General features: G+C 51.5%; 24 protein-coding genes and 1 tRNA gene. 2 read left to right on the top strand and 23 right to left on the bottom strand.

What is annotated here, in order from left to right; translation table 11 throughout:
* Positions 1 to 2 precede the first annotated feature (2 nt).
* From atpA to argS, 19 genes are all read right to left on the bottom strand, one after another.
* Positions 3 to 1,643 (bottom strand): F0F1 ATP synthase subunit alpha, encoded by a 1,641-nt coding sequence (atpA, locus tag VMW30_10690; GenBank protein HUW88818.1) that lies wholly within the window; start codon positions 1,641 to 1,643, stop codon positions 3 to 5.
* Positions 1,644 to 1,678: 35 nt separating this feature from the next.
* Positions 1,679 to 2,515, bottom strand: a complete 837-nt coding sequence (locus VMW30_10685; GenBank protein HUW88817.1) for a F0F1 ATP synthase subunit delta — start codon at positions 2,513 to 2,515, stop codon at positions 1,679 to 1,681.
* 23 nt (positions 2,516 to 2,538) lie between these two features.
* Positions 2,539 to 3,099, bottom strand: coding sequence for a F0F1 ATP synthase subunit B (locus VMW30_10680; GenBank protein HUW88816.1), 561 nt, complete (start codon positions 3,097 to 3,099; stop codon positions 2,539 to 2,541).
* Between the two features lie 9 nt (positions 3,100 to 3,108).
* Complete coding sequence (locus VMW30_10675) at positions 3,109 to 3,312, bottom strand: ATP synthase F0 subunit C (protein ID HUW88815.1); 204 nt, start codon at positions 3,310 to 3,312, stop codon at positions 3,109 to 3,111.
* 55 nt (positions 3,313 to 3,367) lie between these two features.
* Positions 3,368 to 4,156 (bottom strand): F0F1 ATP synthase subunit A, encoded by a 789-nt coding sequence (gene atpB, locus VMW30_10670; protein HUW88814.1) that lies wholly within the window; start codon positions 4,154 to 4,156, stop codon positions 3,368 to 3,370.
* Positions 4,157 to 4,280: 124 nt separating this feature from the next.
* Positions 4,281 to 4,466, bottom strand: coding sequence for an AtpZ/AtpI family protein (locus VMW30_10665; protein ID HUW88813.1), 186 nt, complete (start codon positions 4,464 to 4,466; stop codon positions 4,281 to 4,283).
* Entirely contained in the window at positions 4,463 to 4,927 is a 465-nt protein-coding gene (locus VMW30_10660; GenBank protein HUW88812.1) for a hypothetical protein, read from the bottom strand. Before VMW30_10660 ends, VMW30_10665 begins: the two co-directional genes overlap by 4 nt.
* Entirely contained in the window at positions 4,924 to 6,030 is a 1,107-nt protein-coding gene (locus VMW30_10655; GenBank protein HUW88811.1) for an MraY family glycosyltransferase, read from the bottom strand. Before VMW30_10655 ends, VMW30_10660 begins: the two co-directional genes overlap by 4 nt.
* 22 nt (positions 6,031 to 6,052) lie before the next feature.
* Positions 6,053 to 7,318, bottom strand: coding sequence for a serine hydroxymethyltransferase (gene glyA / locus VMW30_10650; GenBank protein ID HUW88810.1), 1,266 nt, complete (start codon positions 7,316 to 7,318; stop codon positions 6,053 to 6,055).
* A gap of 24 nt (positions 7,319 to 7,342) precedes the next feature.
* A complete protein-coding gene (locus tag VMW30_10645) occupies positions 7,343 to 7,999 on the bottom strand; it encodes a Sua5/YciO/YrdC/YwlC family protein (protein HUW88809.1) in 657 nt (218 codons plus the stop codon).
* Complete coding sequence (gene prmC / locus VMW30_10640; GenBank protein HUW88808.1) at positions 7,992 to 8,852, bottom strand: peptide chain release factor N(5)-glutamine methyltransferase; 861 nt, start codon at positions 8,850 to 8,852, stop codon at positions 7,992 to 7,994. Before prmC ends, VMW30_10645 begins: the two co-directional genes overlap by 8 nt.
* A 12-nt stretch (positions 8,853 to 8,864) precedes the next feature.
* Complete coding sequence (gene prfA / locus VMW30_10635; protein ID HUW88807.1) at positions 8,865 to 9,953, bottom strand: peptide chain release factor 1; 1,089 nt, start codon at positions 9,951 to 9,953, stop codon at positions 8,865 to 8,867.
* Between the two features lie 114 nt (positions 9,954 to 10,067).
* On the bottom strand, positions 10,068 to 10,283 hold the full coding sequence (gene rpmE, locus VMW30_10630) for a 50S ribosomal protein L31 (GenBank protein HUW88806.1): 216 nt from the start codon (positions 10,281 to 10,283) through the stop codon (positions 10,068 to 10,070).
* A 140-nt stretch (positions 10,284 to 10,423) separates the two neighbouring features.
* Entirely contained in the window at positions 10,424 to 12,013 is a 1,590-nt protein-coding gene (rho, locus tag VMW30_10625; GenBank protein ID HUW88805.1) for a transcription termination factor Rho, read from the bottom strand.
* Between the two features lie 158 nt (positions 12,014 to 12,171).
* On the bottom strand, positions 12,172 to 13,104 hold the full coding sequence (gene thrB / locus VMW30_10620; protein HUW88804.1) for a homoserine kinase: 933 nt from the start codon (positions 13,102 to 13,104) through the stop codon (positions 12,172 to 12,174).
* A gap of 22 nt (positions 13,105 to 13,126) precedes the next feature.
* Entirely contained in the window at positions 13,127 to 14,185 is a 1,059-nt protein-coding gene (gene thrC, locus VMW30_10615) for a threonine synthase (GenBank protein HUW88803.1), read from the bottom strand.
* A gap of 2 nt (positions 14,186 to 14,187) precedes the next feature.
* A complete protein-coding gene (locus VMW30_10610) occupies positions 14,188 to 15,483 on the bottom strand; it encodes a homoserine dehydrogenase (protein ID HUW88802.1) in 1,296 nt (431 codons plus the stop codon).
* Positions 15,484 to 15,495: 12 nt separating this feature from the next.
* Positions 15,496 to 16,815 (bottom strand): diaminopimelate decarboxylase, encoded by a 1,320-nt coding sequence (gene lysA, locus VMW30_10605; GenBank protein HUW88801.1) that lies wholly within the window; start codon positions 16,813 to 16,815, stop codon positions 15,496 to 15,498.
* A gap of 5 nt (positions 16,816 to 16,820) precedes the next feature.
* Positions 16,821 to 18,485, bottom strand: coding sequence for an arginine--tRNA ligase (gene argS / locus VMW30_10600; GenBank protein HUW88800.1), 1,665 nt, complete (start codon positions 18,483 to 18,485; stop codon positions 16,821 to 16,823).
* Between the two features lie 116 nt (positions 18,486 to 18,601).
* On the opposite strand from argS, the gene VMW30_10595 reads away from it, so the two are divergent.
* Positions 18,602 to 19,792, top strand: coding sequence for a substrate-binding domain-containing protein (locus tag VMW30_10595; GenBank protein HUW88799.1), 1,191 nt, complete (start codon positions 18,602 to 18,604; stop codon positions 19,790 to 19,792).
* Between the two features lie 80 nt (positions 19,793 to 19,872).
* Positions 19,873 to 19,953, top strand: a tRNA-Leu gene (locus VMW30_10590).
* 28 nt (positions 19,954 to 19,981) lie between these two features.
* Here the strand turns inward: VMW30_10590 and VMW30_10585 are convergent.
* The 4 genes from VMW30_10585 to thiM are packed head-to-tail and all read right to left on the bottom strand — an operon-like array spanning position 19,982 to position 23,545.
* Positions 19,982 to 21,304 (bottom strand): MFS transporter, encoded by a 1,323-nt coding sequence (locus tag VMW30_10585; protein HUW88798.1) that lies wholly within the window; start codon positions 21,302 to 21,304, stop codon positions 19,982 to 19,984.
* Positions 21,301 to 22,101: a bifunctional hydroxymethylpyrimidine kinase/phosphomethylpyrimidine kinase gene (thiD, locus tag VMW30_10580; protein ID HUW88797.1), complete on the bottom strand. Its 801-nt coding sequence runs from the start codon at positions 22,099 to 22,101 to the stop codon at positions 21,301 to 21,303. Before thiD ends, VMW30_10585 begins: the two co-directional genes overlap by 4 nt.
* Positions 22,098 to 22,727 carry a thiamine phosphate synthase gene (gene thiE / locus VMW30_10575; GenBank protein ID HUW88796.1) on the bottom strand — a complete coding sequence of 210 codons (630 nt, stop codon included), beginning with the start codon at positions 22,725 to 22,727 and terminating at the stop codon, positions 22,098 to 22,100. The genes thiD and thiE overlap by 4 nt, the downstream gene beginning before the upstream one ends.
* On the bottom strand, positions 22,724 to 23,545 hold the full coding sequence (thiM, locus tag VMW30_10570) for a hydroxyethylthiazole kinase (protein HUW88795.1): 822 nt from the start codon (positions 23,543 to 23,545) through the stop codon (positions 22,724 to 22,726). The genes thiE and thiM overlap by 4 nt, the downstream gene beginning before the upstream one ends.
* Positions 23,546 to 23,563 lie beyond the last annotated feature (18 nt).

The raw sequence follows: 23,563 nt of genomic DNA, 5'->3' as shown, positions 1-23,563 counted from the left end.
GTTTACTTCTTTACCGCCGGCGCAACGTACTTAGTCACTTGTTCGTTCTTTTCGCCTTCAAGAGCAGCAACTGGCGCTTCGTTAATCGCCTTTGCAACAGAGGATGTGAAGCGAGACTTAAACATTGTGACTGCTTCTTCAAGAGCAGTAACAGTGTCGTCCTTGAGTTCCTTGGTCTCTGAAATCACGTCGAAGATTGACTTCCGCTCCAGAGCAATGAAATCAAGCAGCTCGGTCTCGAAACGTCGAATGTCGGCAACTGCAACATCGTCGAGTTGACCAGACGTACCGGCCCAGATTGAGACAATCTGCTTCTCAAGTGAATAAGGCGAGTACTGGCCCTGCTTCAAGAGTTCGACCATGCGCGCACCGCGCTCCAGTTGTGCTTTGGAAGCAGCGTCAAGGTCGGAACCAAAAGCCGCAAATGCTTCGAGTTCGCGGAACTGTGCCAGGTCCAGACGTAGACGTCCGGCGATCTTCTTCATCGCCTTCGTCTGGGCCGAACCACCAACACGCGATACCGAAACACCGACGTTGATCGCTGGGCGCACACCTGCGTTGAAGAGGTCAGTCTCCAAGAAGCACTGCCCGTCAGTAATAGAAATTACGTTGGTAGGGATAAACGCAGAGACGTCATTCCCTTTTGTTTCGATAATCGGAAGTCCGGTCATGGAACCGCCACCGAGTTCGTCGGAAAGCTTTGCGCAACGCTCGAGAAGACGTGAGTGTAAGTAGAAAACATCGCCTGGGTAGGCCTCGCGCCCTGGTGGACGGCGCAGCAAGAGTGAGACCGAGCGGTATGCCTCAGCCTGCTTGGAAAGATCATCAAAAACAATGAGCACGTGCTGGCCCGCGTACATCCAGTGCTGGCCGATTGAAGAACCTGTATATGGAGCAAGGTACTTAAATCCGGCGGGGTCGGAAGCAGGAGAGGCAACAATGGTTGTGTACTCCATGGCGCCTGCTTCCTCCAAAGATGCCTTAACGGAGGCAATGGTCGAACCCTTCTGACCAATAGCCACGTAGATGCACTTCACCTGCTTCTTTGGATCTCCGGTCTTCCAATTTTCGAGTTGGTTGATAATTGTGTCGACTGCAACCGCGGTCTTTCCGGTCTGCCGGTCACCAATGATCAACTGGCGCTGGCCGCGACCAATAGCCGTCATCGCGTCGATCGCCTTGATACCAGTGGCCAGTGGCTCTTTAACTGGCTGACGCTGAACTACCGAAGGTGCCTGTAATTCAAGAATACGACGGGCATCGGCTTTAATTTCTCCCTTGCCGTCAATGGGGCGACCGAGTGGATCAACAACGCGTCCGAGGAATGCATCTCCAACTGGCACAGAGAGAATCTCACCGGTGCGACGAACTGATGTGCCTTCTTCAATTCCCGCGTAATCACCGAGAATAACAACGCCGATTTCGCGGACGTCGAGGTTGAGGGCCAGACCTAATGTGCCATTCTCGAACTGAAGAAGTTCGTTGGCCATTGTGGAAGGAAGGCCTTCAATACGGGCGATTCCGTCGCCTGCCTGCGTGACCGTTCCGACCTCATCACGTGCAGCGACTCCTGGATCGTACGACTTCACGAAATTCGCAAGTGCATCGCGAATTTCCTCTGGTCGGATCTGCAGTTCGGCCATCTTCTTCTCCCTTATTGGTCGGTTAAATAATTTCTTTACGCGTGCACACCGACGAGAGCTCGTCCGGCATCCGCTATTCGATTACTGATAGTTCCATCGACAATTTCATCGCCAAACATCACGCTTACTCCCCCAACAATGGTGGGGTCGATTTCCACGTTGACCCGCACTGGTTGACCAACTTGCGCAGTTAGAACGGTGACAAGTCGATCGTGCTGTGCATCTGTTAGAGCAGCAGCAACACGTACATGGGCAATTACGCGGTTGCGACGTGCGGCGAGCGCATACAGGTAATCGTCAAAGGCGGCTTCAATACTTCTCCCGCGAAGATTATTGACCAGATGAATCACCAATTTAATGGTCGATGCCGTCGCACTCTTCCCCAGAAGTTTTTGTATAAGTGCACCTTTTGCAGCTACCGCATCCGGAACCAGAAGTGCTTTTCGAAGATCAAAGGATTGAGATATTGCTTGTGATGTCGCGAAGAATTCATCCTCAACACGATCTAGTTCGTTTCCCATATTGGCTGCCGATGCTTCAGCTTCGATCGCCAGTTGCTCGATCACCTGGACGAGATCTCCCGAAGAAGACCAGCGAAGCGAGGAAATAGTGGTGAGAATCCCCAGCGTCTTCGCATCCACAGTCTTTCCAAAAATCTCAGTGACAAGAGTTGCTTTCGCAGCGTTGTCACGTGATGGGTCTGTGATCGCGCGACGTAATCCAATAGAGCCAGCGAGAATCATCTCGGCGAAGAAAAGTTCGGTACTTAGAGTCGACGCCGCTTCAGGGGTAGCCCCTTTTACGGCAGCATCTATGGCCGAGCGAGAAACCTTGAGGGATTCTCTGCTGCTTCCGCCGAAATGTGCTCTCATGAACCTATCTTTCCGAAGTGGACTTAATTGCTCGTTGTGGTCGTTGGATTTTTTGAGGCTTCAAGATCGTCAAGAAATCGGTCAACCACGCGCGAGGCTCTCGCCTGGTCATCGAGTGATTCACCGACAATTTTGGACGCTAATTCGACTGCCAGTGCTCCCACTTCATTGCGAAGTGAAGTAATTGCCTGCTGGCGCTCGGCTTCGATAGAAGCGTGCGCGGAAGCAGAAATACGAGCTGCCTCCTCCTGCGCTTTACTACGCAGTTCTTCGATGATCGCAACACCTTGGGTACGGGCATCTTCACGAAGTGAGTGAGCCTCATCGCGAGCCTTGGAAAGTTGCTCGGTGTATTGACGCAGAGCGCGCTCAGCCTCAACCTGCGCCTTCTCCGCCTTCTCAATCCCGCCTTGAATGGCCTCAGTTCGTGCCGCAAAACCCTTTTCAAACATTGGCACGACTTTGGATTTCATGACGAGGAAAAGAAGGGTGAAGGCGATAAAGCCGACCACCAGTTCTGCGGTATGCGGAATGAGAGGGTTGATCTTCTCTACAGTCTCCGCTGCCAGATTAATTGAGTGCATCGCTAGTGGTTAGAGAACGAATGCGAGAACGAGACCGAAGAGCGCAAGTGCTTCAGCAAGTGCGAATCCAAGGAAGGCGATTGGCTGTAGAACGCTACGTGCTTCTGGCTGACGTGCAACGCCGCTGATGTAAGCAGCGAAGATCATGCCAGTAGCAATCGCGGGTCCGATTGCAGAGAGGCCATAACCGACCAGGTTGAGTGTGCCTGTCATTTTTCTTACCTTTCTAGCAAGTAATCAAGCGAACTGCTTGATGGGATTTATTTCTTTAGTGCTCGTCGGCTAGGGCGCCGGCGACGTAGAGAGCAGTAAGCAGGGTAAAGATATACGCCTGCAGAACTTGGACCATAAATTCAAAGAAGGTCAGACCAATGCCGAATGCGAAGGCGAAAGGACTGATCAACTTCAAACCAATGACTCCCTTGAGTAGATGATCTCCACCCAAGATGAAAACGAGAAGAAGCAAGTGCCCCGCGAACATATTGGCGAAAAGACGCAGGGATAGAGTAAGTGGGCGAACAATAAAGAAGGTCGCTAGCTCAAGTGGAGTCAGAAGGATGTATGCCGCTTTGGGAACGCCAGGCATGAACATGATGTCCTTCATGTACTTGCGAATCCCCTGCTTGCGAATTCCGACATAGTGGAAGACGACAAAGGTGAACACAGCCAGCACATAAGGGAAGCTCACGTGTGACATGGAAGGGAATTGAAGTAAAGGAACGATGCCAAAAATATTATTGGTTAAGACAAAAGTGAAGAGTGTGAATAAGTAAGGCACGAAGCGCATGAACTCGTGTCCGATGTTGTCGCGAGCCACGTCGTTGCGAATGAAGGAATAGATACTCTCGCCAGCAAACTGCAATTTTGAAGGGAGAACTGCTGCCTTACGTGAAGCCATGATGAAAAAGACCGAAACCAGAATGACCGACAAAAAGACCAAGAGAATTGGCTTTGTGGTGTATTCATTGTTGCCGAAAATAGGTGGGAGATTGAAGTCGTTTGTGCTCGGCGGGACGAATCCGCCACCTTCAGTACTCAACAAGTGCAACGTGCGCACACACACTCCTTATGTTTCGAGAGTTTTGTATTGACTTCTACTTTATTGACTTCGGAAAGATTTGGTCAGCGGGGCAACCTTATTGGCAAAGGTTCTCACCTGTGAAATCGGGGCATGAGCCGACTCATTCCCGCCCGAACCTGAGCCAGATGAGATAAATAGCCGCACTCACGCCCAGCAGCAACCCGCCGAGCAGGAAATACCGGGTATTGAGCCAGCGGTCCAGGAAGTAGCCGGCGCCACCCCAAAAGAGGAGCCCCGAAAGGAGATATCCAAAGATCGACCAGGCCGCGCCTTCGTCTCTCTTCACTCAATCTCCCCTATTTTGGATTCATTACGGTCCGTGCTCTGCGGTAATGGTAGATGTATCTGCAGTTTTAAGAAACTTCGTATCTCCCCGCCCAGCCAAGCCACGGTGAGTGCAATTGCAACGATGCCGAAACTGGCGCGATCAATGCTGGAGCGGGAGGTGAAACGGGTCAAGAACCAGAGAAAGACGCCCAGGGCGGCAATTTTGGCAAAATAAGAGAACATAGCCAGCGCAAAAGTCGTCATCGGATCCAATTTCCTGGAAATCGAAGAGACTGCGATATGAACCGTGAAGTACATCACAACAACCAGCTGTGCCAACAGGGCCGCGAAAAATCCAGGTTTTCCACGGAAAATCGTGGCGAGAATTATTCCCAGAATGCCGACTGCAATAGTCGGGATGAGCGCTCCCCGAATTAAATTCGCTTCATCACTTGAATAGGCATGGGTCAATTTTTTCATTGAGCAATATCAACCGGTCTTTTCTGCTTTCTGCCATCTAGCCATCGACGAGAAATCGCCATGCTAATTCCCATCAATACAAGTGCCGTGACCACTCCAACCCACACAGGTAGGAAAGCAAGAAGAGTTGCGGGCACTGCAATGGCGGCCGTCCAGAAATACATGATGACAACACTGCGCTGATGTGAATTTCCTGCTCCCAGTAAACGGTGATGCAGATGCTCTTTGTCGGGAGCGAATGGGGATCGTCCGGAGAAGGCGCGGCGGAAGACAGCCAGGATTAGATCTACTAAAGGGATGGCCAAGACTGCAAATGGGAGGAGAAGTGGAAGAAAGGTTGGTCCCTTATTTTCTGCGGTGATTGCATTTGCATCCACCTGTCCGGTCAGAGTTACCGCGGCAGCGGCCAGAAGTAGTCCCAAGAACATTGATCCTGAGTCCCCCATGAAGATTCTTGCCGGGTGCGAATTATGCGGAAGAAAACCTATGCAGACACCGACGATTATGGCTGTTATCAAGGAAGGAGAACCCGCTCGGCTAAATCCATTTACCACTGCAAGCAGATAAGCAAAAGCAAAAAATGAAGCACCGGCGATTGCCACAATTCCTGCTGCCAGTCCATCGAGACCATCAACAAAGTTGACGGCGTTAATGGTGATAACAACCACCAATACAGTGACTGCTTGGCCAATGCTTGGCGGCAAGGTCATCACGCCGTTAATGGGCAGCCAGAGAATCTGAATTCCGTAAAGAAGGAGAATGCCGGCGGCCAATGCCTGTCCGGCCAACTTAGTGAGCGCATCTAATTGATAGCGGTCGTCGGCCATTCCCAAAAGGATGACGAACGTTGAAGCAAAAAAGATGCCTTGCAGCTCATGTCCAAATGTGCTTTCTACCAAAGTTAAATGGCGCGCGATAAGAAATGTAATCACCATCGAAATCCACATCGCCACTCCACCCCAGCGGGCGGTAGGAAGAGTGTGAACATCTCGAGTGCGTATCTGAGCCACAACCCCAAAATGCTCCGCCACCTGCTTCACAAAAGGAGTAACTAAGTAACAGATCGCCGCCGCTAATAGAGAGGTAACCAGATAGACGCGCATGGTTTTCTACCAGGCTTGCTTACTAAACTGCGTAAATCGGAAAGCGCGAAGTGAGTTGGTGCACTTCAGTGCGAATCTGGGCGAGGACTTTCTCATCTTCGCTAGCGATGGCGCGCGCGATCAGCGCGGCAATTGTCTTCATTTCGGCGGAACCCATGCCTTGAGTTGTCGTAGCAGCCGACCCAACTCGAATACCACTGGTAACCATGGGAGATTCTGGATCGAAGGGAATCGAGTTCTTGTTGAGAACAATGCCTGCTTGACCACAGCGTTGATCGGCAACTTTGCCATTGACTCTAGTGTTGCGAATATCGATAAGGGCCAGGTGGGTCTGAGTTCCGCCAGACACGGCCCGCATGCCCTCTTCTTCCAAAGATTTGGCAAGTACTTGGCAATTGGAAATCACATTCCGTGCATACTCTTGGTAAACGGGTTGCGCGCATTCTTTAAGAGCAACTGCCTTTCCGGCCACGGCCGACATTATTGGACCGCCCTGCGTTCCTGGAAAGACTGCCTTATCAATGGCGCCCGCGTGCTGCGCTTTGCAAAGAATCATTCCTCCACGAGGGCCCCTAAGAACTTTGTGTGTTGTGAATGAAACTACATCCGCGTACGGAACCGGCGACGGGATCGCCTTTCCAGCGACCAAACCAATGAAGTGGGCTGCATCAACCCACATAATTGCCCCAACTTCATCGCAAATCTTTCGGACTGTCTCAAAATCGATCAAACTTGGATAGGCGGTAGCACCCGTACAAATCATCTTTGGCTTATTTTTTATTGCCAGATCGCGCAATTCATCGTAATCAATTAATTCGGTATCTGGACGGACGCCGTATGAAACGACATTGAACCATTTGCCAGAAAAATTAACTTTGGATCCATGTGTCAGGTGGCCGCCGTGTGGGAGCGACATCGCAAGAATGGTGTCGCCCGGTTTAGTGAAGGCGGCGTAAACCGCAATATTGGCACTTGCGCCCGAGTGTGGTTGAACATTTGCATGCTCTGCACCGAAAAGGGATTTGGCTCGTTCGATGGCTAGAACTTCAGCCTTATCCACTTCTTCACAGCCACCGTAATACCTCTTACCTGGGTACCCCTCAGCATACTTATTGGAAAGCGTCGATCCGAGAGCGGCAAGAACGGCGCGCGAAGTGAAATTCTCGCTGGCAATGAGTTGCAAGTCGTTCTGTTGTCGGTGCAATTCAGAGATGAGAATCGATGCTATATCGGGGTCTTGCTTAGAAAGGAGGTCAAAATCAGGACCGTAGAAAGGGGTATCAGCCATACGGCCTAGCCTAGGCGTTACTTTTCAATTTACAGAATCTTCGCCCTCTATGTTAGGCAGATGTCCCTTGAGTTCTGCCAGAGTAATCAACCCTTCCCTAACCAGAGTCGGCGCAGTCTCGATATCTGACACGATCGTGCTTGCCAACGATGCCGCCAGTTGGCCCCCATCAAATATTGCGGCTAACGCCGGACTTCCAGTTGCGACGAGATCAGTATTCAAGAGGGGGGGTCTACCAGCATTCGCGGCACTTACAACTGCAAGAGGTCCGCTCTTGCGAAGAAGTGAGAGGACAAAACTCGATTTCGGAACACGCACACAGATCTGATCCAACCTTCCCCCATCACCAAGATCCCACGAGAGCGCCTGTTGGGGTCGTAAGTAAAACGAAAGTGAACCTGGCCAGAAATTGCTCATGAGCACTCTCGCACTTGGAGAGACGTCTCTCGCGATACCGTGGAGGACTTCAATGCCGGCGATCAATACCTGCGCGGCAACGCCTAGATCATCTCCGCGCAGCACATGCATAGAACGGACCGCATCGTGGGTAAATGCGTCTGCTAAATAAACGTATCCGCTTTCCAGCGGGGCGGCGATGACAAATCCTGAATGGATCCAACTCAGCGCCTGCAATATCTGCGCCTCTTGATCTGCAGGATCTATTTGAATTCTTTCAGTCATGATTTTTCCGCAAGGCACTGCTCCACCGCGGTCGCTGGTTGAGGTCCACATGAGTCTTGATTTCTACAAAATCTTCGGACAATTTAATGTTGACCGCATCCGCTTGCTCTTCTCCATGCTCCATGACAAAAAGCCCACCAGTCTTGAGCAATCGTGCAGCTGCGTCGATGAAGATCCTGGGAATTTCCATCCCATCGTCTCCGCCACCAAAGAGTGCGACGTGCGGTTCGTGAGTTAAAACGTCGTTTGGCAATTTTTGACCGTTGGGAATATAAGGCGGATTTGCGACAACCAAATCGGCTTTAACGCCCATCAAAGCCGTTGCAACATCCTGCGCAACGATACGGACTTCCGCATCGGCACTCTCACAATTCCTACGCAGCCAAACGAGGGCGCCGGGATTATTCTCAACTGCGATGACATGAGCAGTTGGCACCTGCGTAGCAATAGCAAGAGCGATCGCTCCCGATCCTGCTCCTAAATCAATCACACTTGTGGGCTTCTTCGACGATTTGAGGTAAAGCAAAATACTCTCGACGAGTTGCTCCGTTTCAGGTCTAGGCACCAATACTCCAGGTCCCACTTCCAATTCCAGATTATAGAAGTATGCAATTCCGGTGATGTACTGAAGTGGCTCACCAGTCTCTCGTCTACGGCAGAGCGCAGAGAAGTTCTCCTCAACATCCATTAGATCTTCAAATTCCGAGAGTGCTTGATCAACCTTGATGCTGTTATGCAGATCCATCCGAGAAATACCTAGAATGTGTGCAAAGAGATGCTCGGCATCAACTTCACTTATACCTAAAGCGCGAAAATTGCCCTTCGCCTTTTTGAGTTGATCCCTCACTTCCATCACTAACCGTTCTTACTTGCCCGTGGCAGCCAATTTGGCGGCTTTATCTGCATCAAGCAAGGCCTGAATCATGGGATCTAATTCGCCCCCAAGGACAGCATCGAGGTTATTTGCCTTGAAATTCACGCGATGATCGCTGATCCGGTTCTCCGGATAGTTGTACGTACGGATTCGCTCACTCCGATCTACGGTTCGCACCTGACTCTTGCGCTCCGCCGATGCAATTTCGTCCGCTGCCTCTTGCGCCGCTGCCAGCATACGAGCGCGCAAAATACGTAGCGCAGACTCTCTATTTTGCAATTGACTCTTTTCGTTCTGACAAGAGACAACAATTCCAGTAGGAATGTGCGTGATTCTCACTGCCGAGTCGGTCGTATTTACGCTCTGTCCACCAGGGCCACTTGACCGAAAAACATCGATACGCAGATCATTCATATTGATTTCAACTTCGACTTCTTCGGCTTCAGGAAGAACGAGCACACCAGCGGCGGAAGTATGAATTCGCCCCTGTGACTCTGTTTCTGGAACACGTTGGACTCGGTGTACTCCACCTTCGAATTTCAATCGTGCGTAAGGCGACTTTCCAGGCTCGGGCACTCCCCGCGATTTAATTGCGATGGAGACGTCCTTGTAACCGCCCAGATCACTTTCGGTCGCGTCGAGCACTTCGGTCTTCCAGCCGTGTTTCTCTGCGTACCTCAAATACATGCGAAGTAAGTCACCCGCAAAGAGGGCGGACTCATCTCCGCCGGCACCTGCTTTGATTTCCATAATGACGTCACGGTCGTCATTGGGGTCGCGGGGCAGAAGAAGTTCTTCCAACTTGGTTGCGGCCGCGATACAAGCCTCCTGAAGAACTGGAATTTCTGATTCAAAATCAGGATCGGACTGCGCAAGTTCCCTCGCCGCGGCCAGGTCGTCTTCAGCGCTTCGCCATTCTCGGTAACCTGCAACTACCGGGCCAAGTTGAGCGTAACGGCGTCCGAGTAGCCGGGCTTTGCCTTGGTCATTATGGATTCCAGGATCGGCCATCTGTGCTTCAAGTTCGGCATACTCGTCGACAAGATTATGAGCAGAGGCAAAACGATCATTCTTGTTCATATTCGCCCCCTCATTTTCTTAATAGGTCCTTAGTAGTGTCTTAAAATGGTTCATTTCGAGAAATAAAAAGACCGCAACCGTTACGAAGGTAACGGAAGCGGTCTATTTAGAAAGCTACTTAGCGCCTGCTTTTCCGAAACGCTCTTCGAACTTCGCAACGCGTCCACCAGTATCAAGAATGCGCTGCTTGCCGGTGTAGAACGGATGGCATGCTGAGCAAACTTCAACGTGAATGGCACCGCTTGGAACGGTTGAGCGAGTGACAAATGATTCGCCACAACCGCAGGTGACTTTGGTTTCACCGTATTGCGGATGAATTTCCTTCTTCATTTTTTCCCTCTCGGTTGGGCTGGGTCGCCGTATTTACCGGTCGTGAACCAGCTCGTTATGGGCGTAAGGGTATCCCCGAAGCGCCCTCTTAAGGAAATCCAGCAATTTCACATGGATCTACCGCTCAATTAATGAGTAACTCAGCCCTCGTTGCCGTTGGCCAAGGTGGTCTTTTGAACCTGCATAAGGAATTCGGCGTTGGATTTGGTGCCCTTCATTCTCTCAAGGAGAAGTTCGAGTGCCTGCTGGGCATCAAGTGCATGGAGCACGCGACGCAATTTCCAAACAATATTGAGTTCCTCTGAACCCATAAGGATTTCTTCCTTACGAGTACTCGACAGATCCACATTTACCGCCGGGAAGATTCGCTTATCTGCCATACGGCGATCCAGGATGAGTTCCATGTTGCCCGTGCCCTTGAACTCTTCGAAGATAACTTCATCCATTCGTGAACCAGTATCGACAAGAGCCGTTGCCAAAATGGTAAGCGAGCCACCATCTTCAATGTTTCGCGCCGCTCCAAAGAATTTCTTCGGTGGGTATAGGGCGGCAGAATCAACACCACCCGAAAGGATTCGACCGCTTGCAGGGGCTGCGATGTTGTAGGCACGGCCCAAGCGCGTGATCGAGTCGAGCAAGACTACGACGTCGTGCCCAAGTTCTACCAGACGCTTTGCTCGTTCAATCGCAAGTTCGGCGACCGTTGTATGGTCATCTGCAGGACGATCAAATGTCGAAGCAATAACTTCACCTTTGATAGACCGCTGCATATCTGTAACTTCTTCGGGACGTTCATCGACGAGAACAACCATGAGGTGACATTCAGGGTTATTTGTCGTGATCGCATTTGCGATCGCTTGTAGCACCATGGTCTTGCCAGCTTTTGGAGGCGAAACGATAAGACCGCGCTGTCCCTTACCAATTGGTGAAATCAGATCAATCACGCGCGTGGTGAGAATGTTGGGCTCGGTCTCAAGGCGCAACCGCTCCTGAGGATAGAGCGGAACCAATTTGGAAAATTCAACCCGGTTGCGCGCCTCTTCAGGTTGCATCCCGTTGATCGTGTCCAGACGGATCAGAGCATTAAATTTCTCGCGGCGCTCCCCCTCGTGTGGTTGACGCACTGCGCCAGTGACCACATCGCCCTTGCGCAGAGCAAAGCGACGAACTTGCTGGAGTGAGACATAAACATCATTCGGCCCTGGTAGGTAGCCGCCGGTACGAATAAATGCATAACTTTCCATAATATCGATAAGTCCACCGACGGGGACGAGCACGTCGTCTTCGGAGATCACTGGCTCGCGCTCTTCGCGTGGAGCACGCTCTCTCATTCGATCACGCCCGCCGTCACGCCCACGCCCACGGTCGCGCCCACGGTCGCGGTCGCGGCGGGACCCGCCGTCGCGATCTGCGCTGTCAAAATTGCCTCGATCAGAGTTGGACTCTGGAGCGCGTTCTTCGTTGCTGGATTGCGGAGATTCTTCGCTCTCCTCAGCGGCTTCACGTTTCTTATTACGGTTGTTATTGCGCTCCGCGCGTCGAGCTTCTCGCTCAAGTTTGGCTGCTTCTCGGTTGGCGGCCTGCAAATCGCTAATCGCTTGCACGAGTGCGGCCTTCTTCAACTTATTAGCGCCTTCGATCCCTAGTTGCCCAGCAACTCCTTGGAGTTGCGGAAGGAGCATGGAGGATAGTTCAGGGCTATTTGAACGGACGGTACCTTTTTCAGTCATTGAGCTTCATTTCAGTTATGGGAAAAATCCCGTGATTATTTTTGCTAATTATCTGAATGTAAAACGCCTTAAGGCCGATCAGATACCAAAACCATAGCACCAGAGATGGTCAACTGCAAAAACCCCTCGATGGCGAGTGGGGATACCGACATCGGGGGCTAACTAGGAACTACTCCAGCGCCCACCGCCGATATTTCAAGTGCATGAAGGGCGAAGGTATCCCCCGCTGTTCTTTGAAGCTCGGCGACTTCACTTGGGTCGCCTGTGTGCAATACTAAAACGGTCGGACCAGCGCCAGAGATGAAGGCCGCGACCCCTGCAGCCCGCAACTTATGTACCAGGGCAAAAGACTTAGGCATCACTTCTTCTCTATATTTTTGGTGCAAAAAATCCTCTGTTGCTATGAAAAGTAGATCAGGTCGGTTCGACAATGCATGCACCAACAACGCGCAACGAGTGGAATTCGTTACTGCATCCGCATGCGGCACCATATCAGGAAGAAGTTTTCGCGCCTTCATAGTCGCAACTGAATTGGAAGGAATGAACGCGAGCACTTTGATCCGTGGATCAACCGTTGATCCAACGCATCGCGAGACCGATTGCCCATGTCGAACTTCTTGCCAAGCGATAGTCGCACCACCGGTGAGCGCAGCAGCGACGTTATCGGGGTGTCCTTCCATCTTTGCCGCGATGGTGAGCAAGGCTTCATCATTCATTCGCGCATCACCAGAAAGAACAAGTGCACGTGCCAGAACTAAGCCGCCAACAATCGCACTTGCCGATGACCCAAGCCCTCGACCATGTGGAATGACGTTAAGCGCGCGAACTGCGAGTCCGCGCGGCTTGCCACCCATGAATTCGAATCCTTGGTACATCGCCCGCACAAGCAAGTTCTTCTCATCGCGTCTCACGGTCTCGGCGCCTTCACCGGTTACGTCAATATCAAGGCCCGGGTCGTCCATAATTTGCGCGACGTAACGATCGTACAACCCGAGGGCCAGGCCGAAAGAATCAAAACCAGGTCCAATATTGGCACTCGTCGCTGGAACTTGTACCTGTATTGGGTTGGCTCGGAAAGTCGGTCTTGCCATTGTGGCGCCCCTTAACCTTGACTTAACTCAAACCTAGAGCGGATGCAGCAACTTCAGCAATAGGGGCAATCACAATCGGATCTTGAGCGTCTTCTAGTGCCCACTGAACATCTTTTAGACCATGCCCAGTGACCGTAATGACAATCCTCTTTCCGTGCGGCAACTTACCCATAGCTTCATACTTAATGAGCCCGGCAAGTCCAGCCGCGCTTGATGGCTCGACGAAGACGCCTTCAGCGCGCGCAATGAGACGATAAGCACTCAAGATTTCATCATCAGTAACTGAGTCAATAAGACCACCTGATTCATCGCGTGCCGCAACTGCTTGCTTCCATGAAGCGGGATTGCCGATTCGAATAGCAGTCGCAATCGTCTCGGGATTAGCAACTATCTCGTTGCGCACGATTGGCGCTGAGCCTTCAGCTTGGAAACCCCACATGGCAGGAAGATGTGAGGAGATTTCATCAAGTCGATACTCGCCATAGCCTTTCCAGTATGCGGTGATATTGCCTGCGTTGCCCACCGGAAGCGCGTGGATATCAGGTGCGTCCCCGAGGAAATCAATCACTTCAAATGCCGCAGTCTTCTGTCCTTCAATTCGGTATGGATTGACTGAGTTAACGAGTGCAACGGGATACTTTTCGGAAAGCTCGCGAGCAAGAGTCAGACAATCATCAAAATTCCCTTCGACCTGGAGAAGTTTCGATCCATGAATAATCGCCTGCGCCATCTTTCCCATGGCAATTTTTCCCTGTGGGACAAGTACGGCTGACACCATGCCGGCTTTCGCGGCGTAGGCGGAAGCGCTCGCACTTGTGTTTCCTGTGGATGCACAGATGACAGCTTTTGCTCCATCTTGAGCGGCTTTGGAAATAGCCATCGTCATTCCGCGGTCTTTAAAAGACCCCGTGGGGTTAACACCTTCAAATTTCAACCAAATGTCATTGTGGAGCAACTTGGAAAGATTCTGCGCGTGAACGAGTGGAGTTCCGCCTTCCCGAAGTGTAATAACAGGAGTGTTTGCATCTACTGGAAGTCGCGAACGGTATTCCTCAATTACTCCACGCCATTGGTGTGACATTTCTAAGCAACTCCCTCAACTCGAATAACGCTTTCAACACTCCGCACCATATCCATCTGTGTAAGCCTCTTAACTGTGGATGCCAGAGCCAACTCTGTCGCACCATGCGTTACCACGATCAGTTCTGCATCAATTCCGCGACCTGTCTGTCGGACGGTCTGAATGGAAACACCTTCACTGGCGAAAGCTTGTGCAACTGATGCCAGAACACCTGATTTATCGGCAACATCTAAACGGATGAGGTACTGGGTGCGCACTTCACTTATGGATGCTATGGCGCGATCTGCATAATCGCTCTCACGAGGTCCGGTTGCTCCAGTTGTCTTATTGCGTGCAACCGCAACTACATCTCCCAGAATCGCACTGGCGGTAGGTTCTCCACCAGCACCGCGCCCATAAAACATTAACTCGCCAGCAGACGCTGCTTCGACAAAGACGGCGTTGTAAGCCTCACGTACAGATGCCAGAGGGTGCGTTCGTGGAATGAGCGTTGGATGAACACGGACGGAGATGTGATCCTCGGCGGTGAGCTCAGCAATCGCCAGTAATTTAATGACGTGGTTCATTGATTTTGCCACGGCGACGTCCATGGCGGTGATTGCGGTTATTCCTTCGTGATAAACATCATTGGAGGTGACGCGGGTATGGAATGCAAGACCAGCAAGAATCGCGGCCTTTGCAGCCGCATCGAACCCTTCAATATCTGCAGTCGGATCAGCCTCGGCATAGCCCAGACTCTGAGCCTGTGCGAGTGCTTCTCCAAACGCCAAGCCCTCTTCGTCCATCTTGGTAAGAATGTAGTTTGTCGTGCCGTTGACAATTCCAATAATCCGAGTGACGTGGTCGCCAACCAGAGATTCGCGAAGTGGGCGAAGAATCGGAATCGCACCAGCGACGGCAGCTTCGTAGTAAAGGTCTACGCCTTGTTTATCCGCTGCACTATAAAGATCTGCGCCATGGGTTGCGAGCAGAGCCTTATTAGCAGTGACGACGGACTTCCCATGGGAAATTGCAGCCAGAATCAATTCGCGGGCGGGTTCGATTCCGCCCATTACTTCAATGATGAGGTCGATCTCTGGATCAGAGACCACAGAGTTCGCATCCGTTGTTAATAAAGAGGTATCAACCCCGTCACGAGGAATACTGAGGCCTCTCACGACAATTTTGGAAAGAACCAGTCGCGCACCTGAACGCGTCGAAAGTTCTTGTTGATGACGGGCCAGAAGTCGTGCGACCTGAGTGCCTACTACTCCACAGCCCAGCATCCCTATCTTGAGTACGGGCAATGCTGAGTTCATGTGCTTACTCTTTCACACATCTAGATTGAGCAGATCGGCAAAGGTTTCGCGCCGCACGATCACTCGCGCCTTACCGTCGACAACCGCCACAACTGGTGGCCTGGGAACATGGTTGTAATTGCTCGCCATACTGCGTCCATAAGCTCCAGTTGCGGGTATCGCGAGCAGATCACCGGGTTGAAGATCGCTGGCCAATTGGATATCTCTAATGACAATATCCCCAGTTTCGCAATGTTTTCCAACCACCCGTGACAGGACAATCTCAGCACTCGAAACCCGATTGGCAATGACGGCGGTGTATTCAGCTCCGTATAAAGCCGTGCGGATGTTGTCACTCATTCCACCATCGACTGAGATATACCGCCTGGTCTCCTCTGATTCGAGAATGACATCTTTGGTGGTTCCGACTTCGTACAGGGTGAACATTGCTGGTCCGACAATCGAGCGACCGGGTTCAATGGAAACCTTAGGAATCGCGAGATTTGATTTCTTGCAGGCGCGCTCTACTGCCTCAAAGAGCCAAGGGAGAACATCGTTAGGTGCCAATTCCTCATCCTCTGGAAGGTAGGCAATTCCATAACCCCCACCTAGATCAAGTTCTGGCAACTCTTGCCCAAACTCATCACGATATTTCGCAAGGAGAGTGATGAGCCGCTCCGCCGCTATACCAAAAGCGTCATGCGAAAGTATCTGCGAGCCAATATGGCTATGAAATCCGCGGAGCTCGATTTCTGGGTGTCTACGGGCTGCAACAATCGCCTGCCAAGCAGCACCGCTGGCAATCGAGAATCCAAATTTCACGTCCTCATGCGCAGTGGCTATGGATTCATGAGTGTGCGCTTCAATGCCAGGAGTAAGCCGAAGGAGTACTGGCTGACGCATGCCACATTTTTTAGCAGCGGTTGCAACTCGTTCGATTTCGATCAGTGAATCGATGACTATGGTCCCGACTCCCACTTCGACCGCACGGTCTATCTCTTCGACCGATTTGTTATTTCCATGCATTTGTATCTTCTTAGGCGGGAAATTTGCCGCAAGTGCAACGGCTAGTTCGCCACCCGTGCACACATCAAGGCCGATACCGGACTGCTCAACCCATCGCGCAACTTCAACGCAGAGGAATGCTTTGCCCGCGTAATAGACAGTGCCTGCGTTGGTGCCAAATGATTTCTCAAGGGAAGACTTCCAAGAAGAAGCGCGATTGCGGAAATCAAATTCATCTAGGAAAAAGGTCGGTGTTCCAAAATCGCGAGCGAGGTCAGTTGCAGGTATGCCATCCAAGTGGAGTAATCCATTAGGAAAAGAAACCTTCAAAGACCAGATGTTGCTCATGACACTTACATCCGTTCTGGTGCGGTTACACCGAGAAGTTGAAGTCCGTTCTCCAGCACCTGCCGAGTAGCTGCGCAAAGATTCACACGAGCAGAGTGAATCGATGAAACTGACTCGTCCCCCATCGGCAAGACCCTGCAATCTGCGTAAAAGCGGTGATAAACACCGGCCAATTCCTCAAGGTAACGCGCCACTCGATGCGGCTCGCGAAGTTCAGCGGCACCTTGTATCACACGTGGGAATTGCGCGAGAGTTCCTAATAATTCGCTCTCGCGTTCGTGTGTCAACATGGCCGGATCGAAGTCATTGAGCGTGCCAGGCACATTCAATTCCACCGCATTGCGAAGAACGCCAGCGATACGCGCGTGGGCGTACTGAACGTAATACACGGGATTTTCATTGGTGCGCTTCTTCAATACATCAACATCAAGAACCATAGGCGTATCGACTGGGTAGCGAATTAATGCATACCTGGCAGCGTCTACGCCGACTTTTTCGACAAGATCCTCAAGGGTGATAATCGTGCCGGCTCGCTTGGAGAGTTTTACTTCCTCCCCACCTTCCATGATCTTCACGAGTTGTCCGATTAGAACGTGGATGTTGTACTCAGGATTATCCCCTGCACACGCGGCACATGCCTTCAAACGATTGACGTACCCATGGTGATCTGCTCCGAGCATGTATATGCAGATGTCAAAACCGCGTTCGCGCTTATTTATGTAATAGGCAGTATCCGTGGAAAAGTACGTCAATGTCCCCTCACTCTTAACAAGGACGCGATCCTTGTCATCCCCAAAGTCGGTCGTGCGCATCCACGTTGCGCCATCTTTCTCAAAAATATGACCTTGCTTGCGCAACTTGTCGAGGCCGTGCTCAACCGCGCCGCTCTCGTGAAGGCTTCGCTCCGAAAACCAGACATCGAAATGAGTTCGAAAGAGTTCGAGAACTCGCTGCTGATCAGTCAACTGCGCTTTGTATGCGCGTTCGCGAAATTCAATCAGTTGCTCAGCTTTAGGTAGTGACAAAATTTCTGGGTACTCCGCGACAACAGCGCTGGCCAAATCATTGATGTATGCACCTTGATAACCATTTTCCGGAATTGGCTCACCTACTGCTGCCGCCCGAACAGAGGCGCCAAAAAGATCCATCTGGTTGCCGCGGTCATTGATGTAAAACTCGCGCGTTACTTTCGCACCCGATGCTGTGAGAACTCGACCAAGGGAATCGCCCACCGCCGCCCACCGCGTGTGACCTAAGTGAAGCGGACCAGTTGGGTTCGCGCTAATAAACTCGAGGTTGACGTTGACACCAGATAGAGCGGTGCCGGTTCCAAAATCAGTACCTTTTTCAAGGATCTGGCGAACGACATCGGCAGCGCTTGCGGCATTGAGAGTGATATTGATGAATCCTGGGCCAGCGATTTCAACGAGGGATACCTCATCTAGCCCTTCGAGGCTGCGCTTCAACAATTCGGCGATTTCTCGCGCGGACTTGCCGGCGCCCTTTGACACCTGCAGGGCGATGGATGAGGCGTAATCGCCATGATCGCGATTTTTCGGCCTCTCCAGCGGGATATGGTCAGGAATCACACACTCAAACTCGCCTTGTTGGACCAGGGTTTCGAGGGCAGCCTTGATTTTGGCTGCTAGTAATTCACCATGAGAGGACACCTGCGCAAGGCTACCGTTGACGGGAGCGCGGAGGTCACCTGATTTTGCGTTGCAGTTCTGCATTTTTCATCAAATAGTGAGACGGTGTTACGGAATCGTTAGATTAAATATCCGATTTGTCCGTTTCTAAGCCGTGCCTTATTCAAAGGTGGGCAGTAGATTTCCAGATAGTTCGCGCCAACCCTGAGCGTGAAAACGAGTTTTCTGCCGAGCCTGAATTCCCCCGCGAAAGGTACATTCTTTTGACCCTACGTAGAGCAATTTCTGCACTTGCAGTAGCCGCGCTCACGATAAGTGGGCTCGTCACGACCTCCTCGACTGCTGCCACGGGATTTATTGGGGTCATACTCCCCGATAGCGGCGACTCAAGTCGCTGGGAAACTTTCGACCGGCCATACTTCAACGCAGCATTCAAGGCCGCGGGTGTTGGCTATGACATTGAAAGCGCCGGCGGTGACGTTGATACCTTTCAAAATATTGCCGACCAGATGCTTTCCAGGGGTGCGAAAGTCCTAGTTCTCGCCGGAATTGATTCACCATCTGCCAGAGCGGTGCAGGAGCGAGCAAAAAAATATGGCGTTCCTACCATCGACTATGACCGCCTTACTTCCAAAGGTTCTGCCTCTTATTTCGTTTCCTTCGACAACATTGCAATTGGACGTTCGATAGGACAAGGAATTAAGTCTTGTCTCAACCGAGCTCGAAAAAAGACCGCCCGCATTGCTTATCTCAATGGCCCGAGTAACGATAGCAATGCCGTGCTTTACAAACAGGGCTACGACTCGATTCTTGGACCGCTGGTTAAATCTAAGGCGTACGCACTTGTTGACGACACCGCAGTTCCAAGTTGGGATCCAAATAGTGCAGGCATAATTTTTGAGCAACAGCTTTCAAAATCGGGCGGCAATTTAGATGCCGTCGTCGCACCCAATGATGCTTTTGGGTTGGCGATTATTAATATTCTCAAAAAGAACAAACTCAACGGCAAGATCTGTGTCTCCGGACAAGATGCCACAGCAGATGGACTCCGCGCTATCCTCACGGGCGATCTTGCAATCACTACCTATAGGCCAATTAAGACGGAGGCGAACGCTGCGGCAAGTTTGGCAGTGGCGCTTCTGCTTGGCAAAACGATCACCAATGCCACCCACAAAACTAGTAACGATCTAATCAATGTGCCTTCAGTCTTGGTGGCCCCCGTTGGCATAACAAAAGAGCGGGTAAAAATAGTGATCGCAGATGGCTACCAAAAGCGGGCCGACATCTGCAAAGGCCTTGAAGCGCTCTGCAAAAAGCACCGAATCTGACCTGTTTTGGAAGTTGGCCGAAAAGGCCATAACCTTGCCCCTGCCGATCCTTCTTGTTCTTCTTGGGGATCTACGCTCTTGCGGGAGTGGTGAAATGGCAGACACGCAGGTCTTAGGAACCTGTGTCTTCGGACGTGCGGGTTCAAGTCCCGCCTCCCGCACTCTTGTGATGTCCAGAACTCACACAATTCATCGCAATCTACTCTGAGTGCTCTCAATCTTCTGAACTCTCTTGAATGTTTCCGGACCGATGCCCGCGCCAGTTGCCACAAGGACTCCTGCCAATCCAAGCAACAGTGCCACTGCTAGATGCTCACCGAATGCCCGTTGCAATGGCGGTAGGTAGTAGGGGTAGAGAGCAGGCAGAACGATAGACATGCTGTACGCCACTCCGTATCCGCTTGAACGCACAACAGTTGGGAAACGCTCTGTGAGATAGGCAGCGATTGGTCCGTAGACGGAGACTGTGACAACTTGCAGTAGAACCACAAAGAAGGCCAGCAGCATCAGTGATTTCTGTTGAAAAATTTGTAAGTACGCAATCGGCGCAAGAATTGTTGAGAGAGCGCCAAAAAGAATAAAAAAGTTACGTCGGCCGATATAGGTAGAGAGATGGCCGCAGGTCGCCATGGCGATGGCAGAGAGTGCTGTCGCACACATCATCGTAAAAGAGACGCCTTGATAACTAAGGTGTCCACTGTCTTTCAATTGACCAGTGAGAACAGCAATCGCCATGTAAGTAAAAAGCCACATCCCACTCATCAATACAAAAACTTGCAAGAGTGCGCGACGATTCGCCCCGGTAAAAATATCCCTAAGTGGGCTTGATGTTTTTCTGCTCTCTTGCCAGAGTGGAGAGTCCAAAACATATGCACGGTAGTAGATCAGCATGGCAAAGGCCATCAATGCACCGAGAATAAACGGTATGCGCCAACCCCATTCACTGTACTGATCCGGGCCTAAAACGCTAAGTAATATAAAGACCAGGGCGGCAATTGAGGCGTTAGCCCACGGTGACATCCACATGATCAGACCGCTAACGAGACCGCGTCGTCGTTCGTGCGTCCATTCCATCGCTAGTGGTATGGCAGATGTGTACTCACCGCCGATGAAAATACCGCCGATGAATCGCAGAGCGAGGATGCAGAAGAGCGTTCCGCTGCCAAGTGACCCAGGTACCAGTGCAATGAGAAGGGTGGTAATAGCAACGCCAAGGATGGTGATTTTTGTTGTGGTCGTTCGACCGATTCGATCAGCTATCGAACCAAAAAATGCGGATCCAAGGGGACGTCCGATAAGTGTCGCAATGAAAATAAGGCCGGCATTTCTTGCCATGTTCTCAGTCCCGTAAAGATGTGCCGCGGCTGGGGCAAGCGCAATGATGGGAAGAAAAATGTCGAATTGGTCGACATAGTTGCCGAGTATTCCACCGCGCACCGCACGTCTGGCATTGAGTGGCATTGCGGTCTCCGTCAGACCCGTCAGAGCATCGTTATGTAGAGACTTCCTCATGACGACCAAAGTTCATGAAAATGATGCACAGGACCACTGCCGTGACCCACTGTAAGCATCTCCGATGCTCGCAATGCAGTCGTGAGATAGTTTTTAGCATCAGATACCGCGCTAATCCAATCTGATCGCTGGGGACGGAGTGCAGCAATCCCCGCAGAGAGAGTGCAACCAGTACCGTGGGAATTCTTCGTTTTTACTCTCGGTGCCTCAAGACGAGTAGTTGTTCCGTCAATCATTAATAGGTCCACGCTTTCATTACCATGTAGATGTCCGCCCTTAATAAGAACACCAGCACTGAACCGACCTAGCCTTTCCAGTTGATCCAACATCTCCTCCTCGTTTGTTGCCTCACCCCGACCAAGAAGTTGGGCTGCCTCCGGAATGTTTGGCGTTATAAGATCAACAAGAGGTAGCAATTCGTCTCGAAGTGCCACGACAGCGTCAGGGGCAAGTAGTCGATCACCGCTGGTGGCAACCATGACAGGGTCCAATACGACATACGGAGGGCGATAGCGCTCTAAGGCACTTGCAACTGCTCGAATGACTTCTGTATTTCCAAGCATGCCTATCTTCACTGAATCAACCCGAACATCATCGAACAAGACATCCAATTGACGAGTGACAAAGTCTCCAGAAATCTGATGGACCGCCGCGACTCCTTGCGTACTCTGCGCGACAACGGCTGTGATGATGCTCATCCCGTAGGTGCCAAGTGCAGAGAAAGTTTTCAGATCAGCCGACATCCCAGCACCACCGCTGGGATCAGTGCCGGCGATACTGACCGTATTAAAAATCATGGTCGGCTATTTCGGAAGGCTTCTGCCGCAGACCTAGGATCATCAGAAGCGCAGATCGCGGAGACAACCGCAAGGCCGTCCAGACCAGTGGACCATGCCGACGAGGCATTTTTCAAGGTGATGCCGCCAATTCCAATGCACGGCACATCAGTGGATCGACGTAACTGCGCTACTGCATCAAGCCCTAGTGGATCTAGCGCATTTGCCTTAGTTGATGTCACAAAAACTGGACCAATTCCGAAGTAATCCACGGTTCCAACTGGAAGAGCATGTACCGCTGCAATTTCCTCCGATCGTGAGACCGTGAGGCCTATAAGAAAGTCCGCTCCAGCGAGGTTACGCGCCGCTCGCACATCCAAATCCAATTGACCCAGGTGTACGCCGTCCGCACCGACTGCCAGGGCTACATCAAGCCGGTCATTAATCAGAAGTGGGATACCGGTTTTTTTAAGAAGATCCAGAAGCGCAGTGGCTACTTGGACGAGTTCGCGAGCAGGAGCTCCCTTATCTCTCAATTGCACGGCGGTTACCCCACCGCGCACGGCTGCTTCAACTGTGGCGACTACTCCACGTTCGCCGCAGAGTTGCGGATCCGTAACCAGATACAGGGAGAGATTATTTTTCATAACTTAGCGATGAGATGGTTGCGAAGAGTGGATTCATCTAGCCTGTAAAGAGAGTCGAGCAACGCGACTGCAAAACTACCTGGTCCCTGACTTTCTTTTACCGCAACTTCTGCAGCGACAGTAAGGATTGTTGTGGCAGCGCTTGCGGCGATGAGCGGCGAAGGTTCTACTGCAGAACATGCTGCTACAAGCGCGCCAAGTGCGCACCCAACTCCGGTAACTCGCGTCATCATTTCGTGACCAGTTCTCACTTCAACGGTGGAAACTCCATCGGTGATGTAATCAACAGCACCACTCATAGCAACAACGGTCTGCTCTTTGCGAGCAAAGCCTGAGGCTGCTTCAAAGGCGTTGCGTGAATCGATCGTGGAATCGACTCCTCGGCCCGCTGAATCTGCTACACCAGCAAGGCTAAGAATCTCTGATGGGTTGCCTCGGATAACACATGGACCCTCGGCTAGTAGGGAGGCAGCGAACCGAGTGCGATAGCCAAGAGCTCCAACTGCTACTGGATCTAACACCCATGGAGTTCCCTCGATCTTTGCGGCATGTACGGCCAATCGCATCGCGGAAACTTTATCTGGAGACAGGGTGCCAAGATTTATCAGCAAGGCATCAGCAATTTTTGCGAATTCGGCTGATTCTTCAGCATTCTCTACCATCGCCGGTGAGGCACCGATTGCCAGAAGAACATTTGCGGTAAATCCTGCCACGACAATATTTGTCATGCAGTGTACGAGCGGATTGATAGTACGAAGAGCCGTAAGAACGCGGATCGCGTCTTGCGCAGTTGCAGGAGCAACTAGTGATCTTTCCACTTAAGCGACCTGGACAGT

Source organism: Candidatus Paceibacterota bacterium (genome assembly GCA_035530615.1).
GTDB lineage: Bacteria > Actinomycetota > Actinomycetes > Nanopelagicales > Nanopelagicaceae > QYPT01.
The sequence above is the reverse complement of the archived record's forward strand: the minus strand, read 5'-3'. Positions and strand labels throughout refer to the sequence as shown.

What these genes read in the sequence shown, in the direction of transcription:
- lysA (HUW88801.1), bottom strand. Translation starts at nt 16,815, where the DNA reads ATGAGCAACATCTGGTCTTTGAAGGTTTCTTTTCCTAATGGATTACTC.
- VMW30_10645 (HUW88809.1), bottom strand. Translation starts at nt 7,999, where the DNA reads ATGACTGAAAGAATTCAAATAGATCCTGCAGATCAAGAGGCGCAGATA.
- prmC (HUW88808.1), bottom strand. Translation starts at nt 8,852, where the DNA reads ATGGAAGTGAGGGATCAACTCAAAAAGGCGAAGGGCAATTTTCGCGCT.
- thiE (HUW88796.1), bottom strand. Translation starts at nt 22,727, where the DNA reads ATGAAAAATAATCTCTCCCTGTATCTGGTTACGGATCCGCAACTCTGC.
- rpmE (HUW88806.1), bottom strand. Translation starts at nt 10,283, where the DNA reads ATGAAGAAGGAAATTCATCCGCAATACGGTGAAACCAAAGTCACCTGC.
- glyA (HUW88810.1), bottom strand. Translation starts at nt 7,318, where the DNA reads ATGGCTGATACCCCTTTCTACGGTCCTGATTTTGACCTCCTTTCTAAG.
- VMW30_10610 (HUW88802.1), bottom strand. Translation starts at nt 15,483, where the DNA reads ATGAACTCAGCATTGCCCGTACTCAAGATAGGGATGCTGGGCTGTGGA.
- VMW30_10585 (HUW88798.1), bottom strand. Translation starts at nt 21,304, where the DNA reads ATGAGGAAGTCTCTACATAACGATGCTCTGACGGGTCTGACGGAGACC.
- VMW30_10660 (HUW88812.1), bottom strand. Translation starts at nt 4,927, where the DNA reads ATGAAAAAATTGACCCATGCCTATTCAAGTGATGAAGCGAATTTAATT.
- rho (HUW88805.1), bottom strand. Translation starts at nt 12,013, where the DNA reads ATGACTGAAAAAGGTACCGTCCGTTCAAATAGCCCTGAACTATCCTCC.
- prfA (HUW88807.1), bottom strand. Translation starts at nt 9,953, where the DNA reads ATGAACAAGAATGATCGTTTTGCCTCTGCTCATAATCTTGTCGACGAG.
- thiD (HUW88797.1), bottom strand. Translation starts at nt 22,101, where the DNA reads ATGATTTTTAATACGGTCAGTATCGCCGGCACTGATCCCAGCGGTGGT.
- VMW30_10675 (HUW88815.1), bottom strand. Translation starts at nt 3,312, where the DNA reads ATGACAGGCACACTCAACCTGGTCGGTTATGGCCTCTCTGCAATCGGA.
- thrB (HUW88804.1), bottom strand. Translation starts at nt 13,104, where the DNA reads ATGGCAAGACCGACTTTCCGAGCCAACCCAATACAGGTACAAGTTCCA.
- VMW30_10680 (HUW88816.1), bottom strand. Translation starts at nt 3,099, where the DNA reads ATGCACTCAATTAATCTGGCAGCGGAGACTGTAGAGAAGATCAACCCT.
- atpA (HUW88818.1), bottom strand. Translation starts at nt 1,643, where the DNA reads ATGGCCGAACTGCAGATCCGACCAGAGGAAATTCGCGATGCACTTGCG.
- thrC (HUW88803.1), bottom strand. Translation starts at nt 14,185, where the DNA reads ATGTCACACCAATGGCGTGGAGTAATTGAGGAATACCGTTCGCGACTT.
- VMW30_10655 (HUW88811.1), bottom strand. Translation starts at nt 6,030, where the DNA reads ATGCGCGTCTATCTGGTTACCTCTCTATTAGCGGCGGCGATCTGTTAC.
- VMW30_10685 (HUW88817.1), bottom strand. Translation starts at nt 2,515, where the DNA reads ATGAGAGCACATTTCGGCGGAAGCAGCAGAGAATCCCTCAAGGTTTCT.